The organism is Gilliamella sp. B2923, from assembly GCF_026536565.1.
Taxonomy (GTDB): Bacteria; Pseudomonadota; Gammaproteobacteria; order Enterobacterales; family Orbaceae; genus Gilliamella.
Genome location: NZ_JAFNNZ010000001.1, coordinates 286,123 through 299,187, shown reverse-complemented (window position 1 = coordinate 299,187; position 13,065 = coordinate 286,123). Strand labels below are relative to the sequence as shown.

Below are 13,065 nucleotides of genomic sequence, written 5' to 3'. Positions count from 1 at the left end.
TCCCAATTTTAAGCTAAATTTTAATAAAAAGTGCGAATAACAAACTTGAATACTTACTATATGCTAATTATCTGTTAAAATTATGCAATTGAAAATAATATTATATTTTAATGCTTTTAAAGAGAAGATTGATGAAAAAAACTTTAACCTTTTTAATCGGCTTAGCATTAAGCCAATCTGTCTTTGCTGAAAATTTAATTCAAGTTTATGAACAAGCAAAACAAACCAATCCGGATCTACGGAGCTCTCTTGCTGAAAGAGATAAAGCATATTCAGCAATTTCTGGCTCTCGCGCAAGTTTATTACCACAAATTGGTTTAAATGCTTCTTACGGTGTGACCCATGGTCGCAGAGATACTAGCGGTGTAAAACAAAAAAGTGGTAATTTATACCAAGTTTCACTATCACAAAGTATTTTTAATTTCTCCAATTGGAAAGCTTTAGATATTACTAAAAAACAAGCGACTATTGCTGATATTGCTTATCAATATCAAGGTCAAACCTTAATTTTAAATACATCGGTTGCTTATTTTAATGTGCTTAAATCACTTGATGCACTAAGTTTTATTGAAGCGCAGAAAAAGGCTATTGGTCGTCAATTAGAACAAACTCGTCAACAAGTTAACGCGGGTATAAAAGCGCCTGTTGATATTGAAAATGCAAAAGCTAACTACGACTCAACTGTCGCTCAAGAAGTTAGCGCTTTAAATGATTTAAATAATGCTATTGAAAATTTACGTCAGGTCAGTGGACGTTTTTACTCTAATTTAGCTAGCATTGATACTAAAAATTTCAAAACTGAAATGCCAGCTCAAGTGAATCTTTTAGTAAAACAATCTGAGCAATCAAATCTCAATTTGTTAACAATGAAATTAAACCAAGAAATCGCCCGTGATCAGATTAAACTATCACAAGCCGGACATTTACCAACTGCAAGTTTAGATGCTTCAACCAACCTTAATAAAACCGATAGATATGGTAATAATTATGCGGCAAACGGCGGTCATGGCAAAACTTATTCAGGTAGTAATTATGTTGGGGTAAGTGTTAACCTCCCTATCTTCTCCGGCGGTGCGACTCAATCTAAAGTCAATCAGGCACAACATAACTATGTCAGCTTTAGCGAAAAATTAGAGAGCACTAATCGCAGCGTGAATAATCAAGTTCGTTCATCGTACAATAATATTTCATCATCAATCAGCGCAATCAAAGCTTATCAACAAGCAGTTGTATCAGCTCAAACTTCGTTAGAAGCAACAACTACAGGCTATGATGTAGGTATGCGAACTGTTGTGGACGTATTAAATGCCACCACTCAGCTTTACAGCTCTAAACGCAATTTATCGGATGCTAAATATAACTACTTAATCAGTTTATTACAGTTAAAATACGCTGTTGGTACCTTAACGGCTGATGATTTAGTTTACCTTAACAATATGTTAGGTAAAGAAGTGAGCACATTAGCCACAATAAAATAATAGATGATATAACGATATCCAAATAAATAAGGCGATTTTATTATCGCCTTATTTATTTAAAAATAGCCCACCCTGTCATTTCTCAGTTACATCACCAATAAACTTTGATTTTCACATCGTTATCAAATTAAGACATCGCATTAACCACAAATTCAATAAACATCTTCATTTTAGGTAACCGCTGCCTATCGGCAGTATAAAGCATATGCACCGGTCTAGCCGGTGGTAAAAAGTTTTGTAATATCGGTAATAGCTTATTTTGTTTGATAGACTCCGCTAACATCGATTGCGGTAACATTGTTATCCCTACCCCCTCAACAGCAGCAACCGCTAAAGCAGCAGTATCATTGGTTTGTAAGGAGCCGGATATCGAGATATTAATAACCTTGCCATTTACCGTAAATGGCCAAACATAATCGTTTTTACTTCGATTAACATACTGATAGATCAAACACTGGTGATGTTTTATCTCTTCCGGTACCGCAGGAATACCATTTTGCGCCAAATAAGCGGGGGAAGCGGCAAAAATAAGTTGATAGTCATTGAGTTTTCGCCCTATCAAACCAGAGTCATTTAACTGTCCAATACGAAACACCATATCAAAATCTTCTTTTACCATATCAACGTAACGATCATTTAATTGAAGATCGATATTAATTTTAGGATAGCGTTTCATAAAACGGCTAATTACCGGAATCAAATTATAGTGTCCAAAGCTAACCGGAGCACTTATCCTTAATCGCCCGTTTGGTTCGTCAATAAACTGTTGGGCTAATATTTTAGTCTCATTTATTTCAGATAGAATTAACAAGCAGCGTTGATAATACTGTTTGCCAAACTCTGTAAGATGTTGTGAACGTGTTGTTCGATTAAGAAGTTTTAAGCCTAAATGCTTCTCTAAAAAAGCGATATATTTGGTCACCATTTGTGGAGAGGTATTTAATGAAACCGACGTAGCCACAAAAGATCCGGTCTTCACAGCCAAGACAAATGCTTCCATACATTTTAGCAGATCCAAATTATCAACCCTCAGTTGTTAATCAATTAATTTTTATACCATTTATTATCCTTTATTTTATAAAGATAATAAAACGAATTTATTAAGAGTAAGGAAATAGTCATATGAAAAAGATAGGGATTATCGGCGCAGGATTTATTGGTCAAGCTTGTGCTAAATTATTTTTACAAGCTGGATATCAAGTGATGATAAGCAATTCAAGGGATAAAAAAACACTCTATAGTGTGGCAAGCCAATTAGGTTGCCAAATCGGCAACCAGCAAGAAGCTATCGCTTTTAGTGATATGATATTAATTGCCATTCCACTGGCTAATTACCAACAGTTACCAGCAGACCTATTAGGTGGCAAAATAATTATCGACACAATGAATTACTACCCGGATAGGGACGGAAATTTTCAGCAATTAGACAATCATCAAATCACCACCAGTGAACTTATCGCACAGCACCTTAATCAATCTAAAATAGTAAAAGCGTTTAATGCTATTTTAGCCAAAGATATCGTAAAAGATGCCAAACCGCATGACAAAGCTAATCGACGAGCGCTTCCGGTCGCAGGTAATGACATGGCAAGCAAACAGCAAATTTTCAACTTACTTAAGCACATTGGATATGATTATGTTGATGTTGGCAATTTAGCTCAAAGCTGGCGATTTGAGCGAGCTAAGCCCGCTTATTGCGTCTATCTGAATCGAAGCCAGTTAATTGACGCATTAGCCAACACATCAATAGACCAACAATTACCCCATAACTCATGGAAAAACTAACCTAATAATCATCGTGTAAAAAATAAAAGGAGCTAAAATGGATAATCATGATAAAAAATACACAGCGATAACCGGCGCCAGCTCAGGTATTGGTTATGCAACCGCAATTGAATTTGCAAAGCGCAATAAAAACCTTATCTTAATTGCCAGAAGAGAAGCGCAATTGCAATCATTAAAACAAAAAATTGCCGCATTAAATCCTCATCTTGATATTGTTATCAAAGTGTGTGATTTATCCCAAGCCGCAAGTGTATATACGCTGTTTGCCGAGCTTGAGAGCTATAATATAGAAACATGGATAAACAATGCCGGTTTTGGTCATTACGGTAGTGTACAGGATCAGGATTTAACCAAAATACAAACCATGCTCCATGTAAATATTGAAGCATTAACCATTTTATCCACGCTTTATGTTCAGAAATATCAAAACCAATCTGGCGCACAACTTATAAATATTTCGTCAAGAGGTGGATATACCATTGTGCCTAATGCGGTAACCTATTGCGCAACTAAATTTTATGTAAGCGCTTTTACCGAAGGATTAGCACAGGAATTAAAACAAGCTAATGCAAAATTAACCGCAAAAGTATTGGCACCCGCGGCAACGCAAACGGAGTTTGGGCAAAAAGCCAATAATGTCACCGAATATGACTATGATAAAAGTTTCAACCAATACCATAGCGCAACTCAAATGGCCGAATTTTTAATTGCACTATATGATAGTGACAAAATCATAGGTGAAATAAGCACTAAAGATTTTTCGTTTACACTAAAAGATACTATTTTGCCTTATTCCGGTAATCCGGCAGAAAACCAAAAGAGGTGAATGAATAACATCTTATATCACTCTATAATCGTTGAGGTTTTTCGCTCAAAAGCAATCCACTAAAGCACAAGTAAGCAAAGATAAAGCATTAGCAATAACGCTCAGCTTTCTTGAAACTGATGCTCCGGATTGACTAAAAAACAATAAGAATAATTGGATAGATACCCATGATGAAGAGATTATCGTTGAGGGAAAAAAGTGAATTTAACCGGTGTGAAAGTAAAATGCCGTGATCTAAACACCGTTCTTTACTTCTGGACAATTATTGCCCCCGATGAGACGATCATGGTGTTTGAAAGAGATGTTGAACGGGACTTTATTTGTGCTGGACGTCAAACGCAAAAGTGGTTGCATGATAGCGGGTTAAGTCAACATCTCTAATGAAACTGACCAAATTAGCTAAACACGAAAGCCAGTTTTACATTCAAATATCATCCTAAATACATCTTAACAAGTGTTTAACTTGTTAAGATGTCAATAATTTAGAGGAAAACCGATTACGAAATTCGCATGCCCGGTTTTGCCCCGCTATCTGGCGATAATAGGTAAACACCTTCACTATCATCTTTACCGCTTGCGCAAAGTACCATACCTTCTGAGATACCAAAGCGCATTTTACGAGGCGCTAAGTTAGCGATCATAATAGTTAATTTACCCACTAAAACTGCAGGATCAGGATAGAACTGTTTGATACCGGAAAATACGTTGCGAGTCTCATCACCAATATCAAGTGTTAACTGCAATAACTTATCCGACCCTTCAACCACCGTTGCATTTTTGATTAACGCAACTCGCATATCAACTTTGGCAAAGTCATCAAAATTGATAGTGTCAGCAATTGGCTCTGCAACTTTTTCTTTGGCAGGGGTTGTTAAAGCGGCTTGTTGTTTAGTTTCTTCAATCATAGCAGTAATTTTATCCATATCTATACGGTTAAACAGGGCTTTAAATTGGTTGATCGTGTGTCCGGTTAATGGTTTATCAATCGTGTCCCAGGTTAATTGGCTGTTTAAAAACGCCTCACTGCGCTGCGCTAATGACGGCACAACAGGTTTTAAATAGGTCATTAAAATGCGGAAAAGATGAATGCCCATAGAACAAATATCTTGTAACGCCTGATCTTGCCCCTCTTGTTTAGCCACAACCCATGGCGCTTTTTCATCGATATAGCGATTCGCTTCATCAGCCAACGCCATAATTTCACGAATCGCTTTACCCGATTCACGTTGTTCAAAATAATCAGCAATTATTTTTGATTTTTCAACAAATAAAGCATAAAGTTCCGGCTCTGCAAGATTGTCGGATAATTTACCGCCAAAACGTTTACTGATAAAGCCAGCCGAACGGGAAGCAATATTCACTACTTTATTAACTAAATCACTATTCACCCGTTGAACAAAATCTTCTAAATTTAAATCGATATCATCGATATGTGGCGAGAGTTTTGCTGCATAATAGTAACGCAAACAATCCGGATCTAAATGTTTCAAATAGGTGCTTGCTTGAATAAAGGTGCCACGTGATTTTGACATCTTCGCCCCGTCGACAGTGACATAGCCATGGACAAAAATATTAGAAGGTTTACGATGTTCGCTACCGTCTAACATTGCCGGCCAAAACAGGCTATGGAAGTAGACAATATCTTTACCAATAAAATGATAAAGTTCAGTGGTTGAATCTTTATTCCAAAATTGATCAAAAATCGGTTTATTGTGTTTATTACAGTAATTAAGGAAAGACCCCATATAACCGATTGGCGCATCTAACCAAACATAAAAATATTTGCCCGGTGCATCGGGAATTTCAAAACCAAAATATGGCGCATCACGGCTAATATCCCATGGTTGTAAGCCTGCTTCGAACCACTCCTGCATTTTATTGGCAACTTGATCTTGCAATGTTCCTGATCGGATCCACGCTTGTAACATATCGGAAAACGCAGGCAAGTCAAAAAAGAAGTGCTCTGAATCTTTCATGATCGGCGTTGCACCCGATACCACCGATTGCGGATTAATTAAATCAATCGGATTATAAGTTGCACCACAAACTTCACAGTTATCGCCATATTGGTCTGGTGATTTACAACGAGGGCAAGTCCCTTTAACAAAACGATCCGGTAAAAACATCTTTTTTTCAGGATCGAATAGCTGTGATATCACTTTGGTTTTAATATAGCCATTAGCCTTTAATCGTTTGTAGATCTTTTCAGATATTTCACGATTTTCGGGACTATGAGTTGAGTGGTAATTATCATAACTAATATTGAAACCGGCAAAATCACGTTGATGCTCAATTTTAACTTCATCTATCATCTGTTCCGGGGTGATGCCTAATTGCTGCGCTTTGAGCATAATTGGCGTACCATGAGCATCATCAGCGCAAATAAAATAGATCTCATTGCCACGCATACGTTGATAGCGTACCCATACATCTGCTTGAATATGTTCGAGCATATGACCTAAGTGAATTGCACCATTTGCATAAGGAAGCGCACAAGTTACCAATATTTTGCGTTGAGTTGTCATATCGAATTAATACCTTTTATTACATAATGGCGGAAATAGTACATCAATCGTGGGATTATCGCCAGATTTATGCCATAATTTGATAAAAATTCTTTATAGATTTTGAGCGATATTGTGCACAGAATCGTTATCATTTTATCAGAGAGAAGAATCACTCTGACCAATAACAACCTAACACAATATCGATAATCATATCTATTTGATGCACTATGAGTATAAAACTCGTTAATAAAAGTTAAGGCTAATAACCATGGAAGCAAAAAAAATTCTAGAGAATTTTACTCATCCTACTTTATCTAAAAATTTGATTGAACTTGACGCTGTAAAACGTTGTGAAATTGATAATCAGGTTTTATCGATTCATTTAACTTTACCGTTTGCCTGGCAAACGGCTTTTGATGCACTAAAACACCAAACAACGCCAATGCTCCTTAAACTTGACGGCGTTAACGAGGTTAAATGGCAAATTGACTATAATATCGCCACCTTAAAACGGGCAAATAACCAACATGCGATCAAAAATATTAAAAACATCATTGCCATTAGTTCCGGTAAAGGCGGTGTGGGTAAATCTTCAACCGCAATTAATCTAGCACTGGCCTTACAAACGCAGGGAGCAAAAGTAGGGATTTTAGATGCTGATATTTATGGTCCGTCTATCCCGACCATGTTAGGCACTCAAAACGCACAGCCCTTGACGCCGGATAATAAGCATATGTCGCCAATTATGGCACATGGGCTTGCCAGCAACTCGATCGGCTATCTGGTTGAAGCCGACGGCGCAATGGTTTGGCGAGGACCTATGGCAAGTAAAGCGCTTTTGCAAATACTACAAGATACCCTTTGGCCGGAACTTGATTATTTAGTGATTGATATGCCACCGGGAACCGGCGATATTCAACTAACGCTGGCGCAAAGTATCCCGGTAACCGCCGCGGTGATTGTCACCACCCCACAAGATATCGCCTTAATTGATGCTAAAAAAGGGATCGCTATGTTTAATAAAGTCAATGTGCCAACACTGGGTATTGTTGAAAATATGAGTTACCACATCTGCGAGAACTGCGGGCATCACGAAGCTATTTTTGGTGAAGGGGGAGCTAAGCAGTTAGCGCAGCAATATCACACTAAATTGTTAGGGCAAATACCACTACATAAAATGCTACGTCAGGATCTCGATACCGGTCAACCAACGGTTATCAGTCATCCCGACAGCGAATTTAGCCAGCTTTACCAACAAATAGCCGGACAGATTGCCAGCGAACTCTATTGGCAAAGCGAGGTGATTTTACCCGATATTTCATTCAAAGCGTTATAATAAGCAACATCAATATTGGCTGTTATAAACAGCCAATATGGTTAAATAATAATTCACGCATTTACGCTAATAACAGCAATACAAATTACATTTTTATCGGCAATAACAAGCTATTTTAACTGACTAAATTCAACTTTAGCTTTGGCTAATTGCGCCGTAAATTGAGCATTAGTGTGTAATTTGGCAACCACCGCAGCAGCCATGACTTTTGCTGCATCAACATCACTTTGCCAATGATAACCACAAATTACCCGACTTTCGCCAATATCATAACCTCGTTTTAAGATCTCATTTTGTCGTTCGGGGTTGATTTCTGCCAAAACCAGTGCGATCGCAAAGCCGATTGTGGTGTGACCGGAAGGATAAGAACCATTGGTGGATAACTCTTTTTCATCTTCTGGTCGGCAAGTTGATTCATTGAAAAAAGAAAATGGTCTAACTCGATTATAGTATTTTTTAGCTGAACGGGTTGCCAGATCGCCGGCATCTTCTTTCATGGTTGTGATAAGTTTATAAATTTCTGGTGTGCTGGTTGCTGAAATATCATGACCAAACGACGGTGAAAATTGCTTAGTGACATTATCCTTACTTGAATCAGCATCCAAATAAGCTTGATGTCCCCGTTCGGTTGAACGCATCGATTTACCCCAATCATACATTGCTTTGTCTCGCAAAAAATCGACGCTGGTAAAGTCGGGCGGTGCCGGTAATAGTTGTAAACTATTCGGCGCTTCGCTCTCTTTAAGGTAAAAACTTGTCGGATCAGTTGTCACATCTAGCACATCACTGGCATAAGCTTGAGCACAAAATAGACTACAAATAATAATATGCTTAACAAAATGTATAGGCATAATAACCTCCTTAAGAAAAGTAAATGAGTGAGCGCTTATTGGGTTTACGGTACTAAAACCGATAGCGTGAAAAATTTTCTAAGGAATCGTGGTGTTATTATAGGTTTATCTAGATCAATTTTTCATTTTTGCTGCAATAATACAATGATAATCATAAAGGATATAGCGCAATAAACAAACAATATATTGATTTAGCTGTGACTAGCGTCACATTAAAATTAAAGAATAAAGATTCACAATAAGATTTAAAAATAAGGTTTATAAATATAGCTTATCACAGAAAATATTCACAATTTGATTAATCGGTAAAATCATTGGCATCACGGCCCATTGTGCATTGCAGTATAATAAAACTCAGTCTATAGTAAAAAAACCTATTAACCGTAGCACAAGATTTATTTTACCTTAACTATTGCTAGCGATATTTGGGAGGGGCATATGCAAAAAATTACCAACCAAGTCACCATGCGAGGCGTACCGGTTACACTATTGGGCACGCATATTAAAGTGGGTGATAAGGCGCCAGATTTTACTGTTCAAGATTCAGCCATGAAGCCGGTTAAATTATCCGATTTTAAAGGTAAAGTGAGAATAATTAGTTCCGTTCCCTCAATCGATACCTCGGTCTGTAGTGCCCAAGTTCATCGATTTAATACCCAAGCAGCGAAATTAAAAGATGTGGTGATATTTTCAGTCAGTGTCGATCTGCCTTTTGCGCTTAATCGCTATTGTGCAGCAGAAGGCATTGATGCGGTGAAAGTAACGTCAGACCATAAAGACCTCGATTTCGGTTTAAAATATGGGGTGGTGATAGAACAGTTACGATTACTTACCCGCGCCGTGTTTGTGGTGGATAAAAATGATAACATTGTTTATGTCCAATACGTTAAAGAGACATCCGAAGAGCCTGATTATGATAAAGTGTTAGCGGTGATAAACACCTTAAAATAAATCAGTCAAATCAATGCCGACTTTACTGTTTAAGTTGGCATTTTAACTCTCGCTTGTAGTGGCAAACCATTTAACAACCCGAAATATTCAGTTATAATTATTCAATCATTTATCCCCACTTAATATAAATCATGAATACTGCCAATAAACGTTCCCGGATCTGGTCATCGATTCTTTGTCTGGCTTTTGCCGGATTTATTTTTAATACGACCGAATTTGTGCCAGTTGGATTACTTCCCAACATTGCCGAGAGCTTTTCAATGGATGTGGCACACACCGGATTGCTATTAACTATCTACGCCTGGGCGGTCTCGTTATTGTCACTTCCATTAACGGTTTTAACATCGAAAATGGAACGGCGAAAATTACTGATTTTTCTGTTCTGTTTATTTATTTCCAGCCATATTTTAGCTGGCTTTGCGTGGGATTTTTACAGTTTGATGACCGCCCGCATTGGTATTGCTTGTGCTCACGCCGTGTTTTGGGCCATTACCACGCCATTAGCGGTACGATTAGCCCCTAACGGTAAACGAGCGAAAGCCATGGGCTTTATTGTTGTCGGCACGTCAATGGCGACAGTATTAGGCATTCCAATTGGCACCATGATAGGACAACTAGTTGGCTGGCGAATCACCTTTTTATGTATTGCGGTACTGGCGTTTTGTATTATGGTTTTACTGCTCTATTTACTACCGAGCGTACCAAGCATGAACACCATTTCCCTTAAAGATATTCCAAAGGTGTTAAAGCGCCCGGTTTTAATTAATATCTATCTGTTAACGGCGATTATTATCACGGGTCATTTCACCGCCTACACCTATATCACCCCTTTTATGCTTAAAGTGGGCGGTTTTAGCCAACATATGGTGGTTATCTTATTACTAGCTGTCGGCTTTTCGGGCATGATTGGTAGTGTTATCTTTGCCAAATATGCTGAAAAACACCCGACTGCCATTTTAGTCATCCCAATGATACTTTTAATGCTATGCTTATTATCGCTTTATGTTTGTGCGCTAAGCTTTTATACCGCAATTATTCAAGGCATGGTATGGGGACTGGCGATCACGATTATTGGTATGGTGATGCAAAGCAAAGTGATTGATGTTGCGCCGGATGCGGCAGATATTGCCACATCGGTCTATTCAGGGATCTATAATATTGGAATAGGAGGTGGCGCCTTTGTGGGTAGTCAAGTTTTAGTGGTATTATCAACTCACTATATTGGCTTTATTGGCGCAATCTTTGTTGTCATCGCCCTACTGCTGTTTTTCGTTTTGACCAGAAAATCCTGGATAAAGCCATTATAAGCGCTGCTTAGCAAGCGCTTATTTGCTTAACGATTCAAGTTGTTCCCAACGTTCGAATACCGCTTCTAATTCGGCTTCCTTGTCAGTTAACGCTTGTAAAATTGGTCCGGTTACTTCATGCGGTTGATTAAAAAAGTCACTTTGGCCAATTTGCGTTTGCAACTGATCAATCGCCGTTTCAAGCGCTTCGATCTTTTCCGGTAATTGCGCCAGCTCTCGTTGCTCATTATAACTAAGCTTCACTTTCTTTTTCGCAACCGATTCGCTGGCCGATGCCCCGCCGTTGGATGCCGTTTTTTTAGCAGCATCACTATTATTTGCCGGTGTTGGTGCTGGAGCATTAACCGGTTTTGCCTGTTGCTGTTGTTGCAAAGCATCGCTATAACCGCCAGCATAAATACCAATTTTGCCGTTATCTTCAAAAAACCAACATTGGGTAACGACGTTATCGACAAATTGCCGATCGTGACTAACCAGCAATACCGTACCTTGATAATCATTAACCAACTCTTCTAACAGTTCTAGCGTTTCAATATCAAGATCATTAGTTGGCTCATCGAGCACTAATAAATTACTTGGCTTTAAAAATAGTTTAGCTAATAAAAGACGATTTCGTTCACCACCGGAGAGCGCTCTTACCGGCGTTCTTGCCCGTTTAGGCGGAAATAGAAAGTCTTGCAAATAACCCAGTACATGCCGAGACCTGCCATTGACCATGACTTCTTGCTTACCTTCCGCTAAATTATCCATGACTGTTTTTTCCGGATCGAGCTCTAAACGGTACTGATCAAAATAGGCGACTTCCAATTTGGTACCACAGTGAACAGTGCCCGAAGTTGGCGTTAAATTGCCTAGCATCAATTTTAATAACGTGGTTTTACCAATTCCGTTCGGCCCAATTAAAGCGATTTTATCGCCACGTAACACTTGCACGGAAAATTGATTAACCAGTAATTTATCTTCAATTTGATAAGTCACATTATCGAGTTCAAAGACAATTTTTCCTGAACGTAGCGCCTCTTCAATTTGCATTTTAGCGCTTCCCATGACTTGACGACGCTGTGAATACTCTTGCCTCATCGCTTTTAGTGCTCGAACTCGCCCTTCATTTCGTGTTCGGCGGGCTTTAATGCCTTGACGGATCCAAACTTCTTCTTGTGCTAATTTTTTATCAAATTCAGCGTTTTGTAGCTCTTCGACCCGTAATGCTTCTTCTTTACCAAGCAAATAACTATCATAATCACCACCCCACGAAGCGACTTTGCCTCGATCGAGATCGATAATCCGTGTCGCCATTTGACGAATGAACGAACGGTCATGCGAAATAAATACAATACTGCCGTTAAAGCTTTTTAAAAACTCTTCTAACCATTTAATCGTCTGGATATCCAAATGGTTGGTCGGTTCATCAAGTAATAGCACTGTAGGTTGGCAAACGAGAGCTTTCGCTAAAGCCGCTTTACGTAACCAGCCGCCTGACAGCGATGATAATAAATCATCGCCGTTTAAAGAAAGGGATGAAATGACATTTCGCACTCGATTATCGAGTTGCCAACCATTTTGCTGATCAAGCTGTTCTTGCATTTTAGCCAATTTGGCTAAGTTACTCTCACTCGGATCACGCTCAACTTGATGTGATAGCTCATAATAATCTTTTAATAACTGAGCTTGCTGTTGTAAACCTTCTGCAACAAAATCAAACACAGTGCCTTTAATATCTCGAGGTGGATCTTGTTGCAGGCGAGAAACGACAACATTATTTTCATAAATAATTTGCCCTTCATCTAAAGGCACTTCTTTATTTAATACTTTCAATAAGGTCGATTTACCGGCACCATTACGCCCAACAAGACAGACACGCTCATTAGCTTCAATCGACATATCGATATGGTCAAGCAGTGGGGCATCACTAAATGATAGATAAGCGTTAGTAAGATTAATTAATGACATATTTGTGGTTTTTATTTGGATATTCAATCATAAGGCGTTATTCTATCACAAAGTTGTCGTAAGCAACTAAGATC

11 protein-coding genes are annotated in these 13,065 nt (G+C 38.5%); 7 read left to right on the top strand and 4 right to left on the bottom strand.

Annotated features, from left to right (window positions below; genetic code table 11):
* The first annotated feature begins 131 nt into the window (after positions 1-131).
* On the top strand, positions 132-1,478 hold the full coding sequence (gene tolC, locus J3U42_RS01280) for an outer membrane channel protein TolC (protein WP_220217932.1): 1,347 nt from the start codon (positions 132-134) through the stop codon (positions 1,476-1,478).
* A gap of 127 nt (positions 1,479-1,605) precedes the next feature.
* Here the strand turns inward: tolC and J3U42_RS01275 are convergent, their stop codons facing one another.
* Positions 1,606-2,478 (bottom strand): LysR substrate-binding domain-containing protein, encoded by an 873-nt coding sequence (locus J3U42_RS01275; RefSeq protein WP_220217933.1) that lies wholly within the window; start codon positions 2,476-2,478, stop codon positions 1,606-1,608.
* A gap of 122 nt (positions 2,479-2,600) precedes the next feature.
* On the opposite strand from J3U42_RS01275, the gene J3U42_RS01270 reads away from it, so the two are divergent.
* The 3 genes from J3U42_RS01270 to J3U42_RS01260 all read left to right on the top strand — a co-directional run bounded on the left by J3U42_RS01270 (position 2,601) and on the right by J3U42_RS01260 (position 4,470).
* A complete protein-coding gene (locus J3U42_RS01270) occupies positions 2,601-3,263 on the top strand; it encodes an NADPH-dependent F420 reductase (protein WP_267335105.1) in 663 nt (220 codons plus the stop codon).
* Positions 3,264-3,300: 37 nt separating this feature from the next.
* Positions 3,301-4,089: an SDR family NAD(P)-dependent oxidoreductase gene (locus J3U42_RS01265; protein WP_267335103.1), complete on the top strand. Its 789-nt coding sequence runs from the start codon at positions 3,301-3,303 to the stop codon at positions 4,087-4,089.
* Between the two features lie 198 nt (positions 4,090-4,287).
* Positions 4,288-4,470, top strand: coding sequence for a hypothetical protein (locus tag J3U42_RS01260; protein ID WP_267335101.1), 183 nt, complete (start codon positions 4,288-4,290; stop codon positions 4,468-4,470).
* Between the two features lie 116 nt (positions 4,471-4,586).
* Here J3U42_RS01260 and metG read toward each other — a convergent pair whose 3' ends face one another.
* Positions 4,587-6,614, bottom strand: a complete 2,028-nt coding sequence (metG, locus tag J3U42_RS01255; RefSeq protein WP_220217936.1) for a methionine--tRNA ligase — start codon at positions 6,612-6,614, stop codon at positions 4,587-4,589.
* A 250-nt stretch (positions 6,615-6,864) separates the two neighbouring features.
* On the opposite strand from metG, the gene apbC reads away from it, so the two are divergent.
* A complete protein-coding gene (gene apbC, locus J3U42_RS01250; protein WP_267335099.1) occupies positions 6,865-7,932 on the top strand; it encodes an iron-sulfur cluster carrier protein ApbC in 1,068 nt (355 codons plus the stop codon).
* Between the two features lie 110 nt (positions 7,933-8,042).
* Here the strand turns inward: apbC and J3U42_RS01245 are convergent, their stop codons facing one another.
* Positions 8,043-8,783, bottom strand: a complete 741-nt coding sequence (locus tag J3U42_RS01245; protein ID WP_267335097.1) for an acid phosphatase — start codon at positions 8,781-8,783, stop codon at positions 8,043-8,045.
* Between the two features lie 438 nt (positions 8,784-9,221).
* Between J3U42_RS01245 and tpx the strand changes: the two genes are divergently transcribed.
* Positions 9,222-9,734 (top strand): thiol peroxidase, encoded by a 513-nt coding sequence (gene tpx / locus J3U42_RS01240; protein WP_267335095.1) that lies wholly within the window; start codon positions 9,222-9,224, stop codon positions 9,732-9,734.
* A gap of 131 nt (positions 9,735-9,865) precedes the next feature.
* A complete protein-coding gene (locus J3U42_RS01235) occupies positions 9,866-11,041 on the top strand; it encodes a sugar transporter (protein ID WP_220217940.1) in 1,176 nt (391 codons plus the stop codon).
* 18 nt (positions 11,042-11,059) lie between these two features.
* Here the strand turns inward: J3U42_RS01235 and J3U42_RS01230 are convergent, their stop codons facing one another.
* The gene (locus tag J3U42_RS01230) at positions 11,060-12,991 is read right to left on the bottom strand and encodes an ABC transporter ATP-binding protein (RefSeq protein ID WP_220217941.1); all 1,932 of its coding nucleotides are present in this window, start codon (positions 12,989-12,991) and stop codon (positions 11,060-11,062) included.
* Between the last annotated feature and the right edge of the window lie 74 nt (positions 12,992-13,065).

Coding starts and splice junctions, on each gene's coding strand:
- J3U42_RS01275 (WP_220217933.1), bottom strand. CDS start 2,478: ATGGAAGCATTTGTCTTGGCTGTGAAGACCGGATCTTTTGTGGCTACG.
- J3U42_RS01235 (WP_220217940.1), top strand. CDS start 9,866: ATGAATACTGCCAATAAACGTTCCCGGATCTGGTCATCGATTCTTTGT.
- J3U42_RS01270 (WP_267335105.1), top strand. CDS start 2,601: ATGAAAAAGATAGGGATTATCGGCGCAGGATTTATTGGTCAAGCTTGT.
- tpx (WP_267335095.1), top strand. CDS start 9,222: ATGCAAAAAATTACCAACCAAGTCACCATGCGAGGCGTACCGGTTACA.
- J3U42_RS01230 (WP_220217941.1), bottom strand. CDS start 12,991: ATGTCATTAATTAATCTTACTAACGCTTATCTATCATTTAGTGATGCC.
- J3U42_RS01265 (WP_267335103.1), top strand. CDS start 3,301: ATGGATAATCATGATAAAAAATACACAGCGATAACCGGCGCCAGCTCA.
- metG (WP_220217936.1), bottom strand. CDS start 6,614: ATGACAACTCAACGCAAAATATTGGTAACTTGTGCGCTTCCTTATGCA.
- tolC (WP_220217932.1), top strand. CDS start 132: ATGAAAAAAACTTTAACCTTTTTAATCGGCTTAGCATTAAGCCAATCT.
- J3U42_RS01245 (WP_267335097.1), bottom strand. CDS start 8,783: ATGCCTATACATTTTGTTAAGCATATTATTATTTGTAGTCTATTTTGT.
- apbC (WP_267335099.1), top strand. CDS start 6,865: ATGGAAGCAAAAAAAATTCTAGAGAATTTTACTCATCCTACTTTATCT.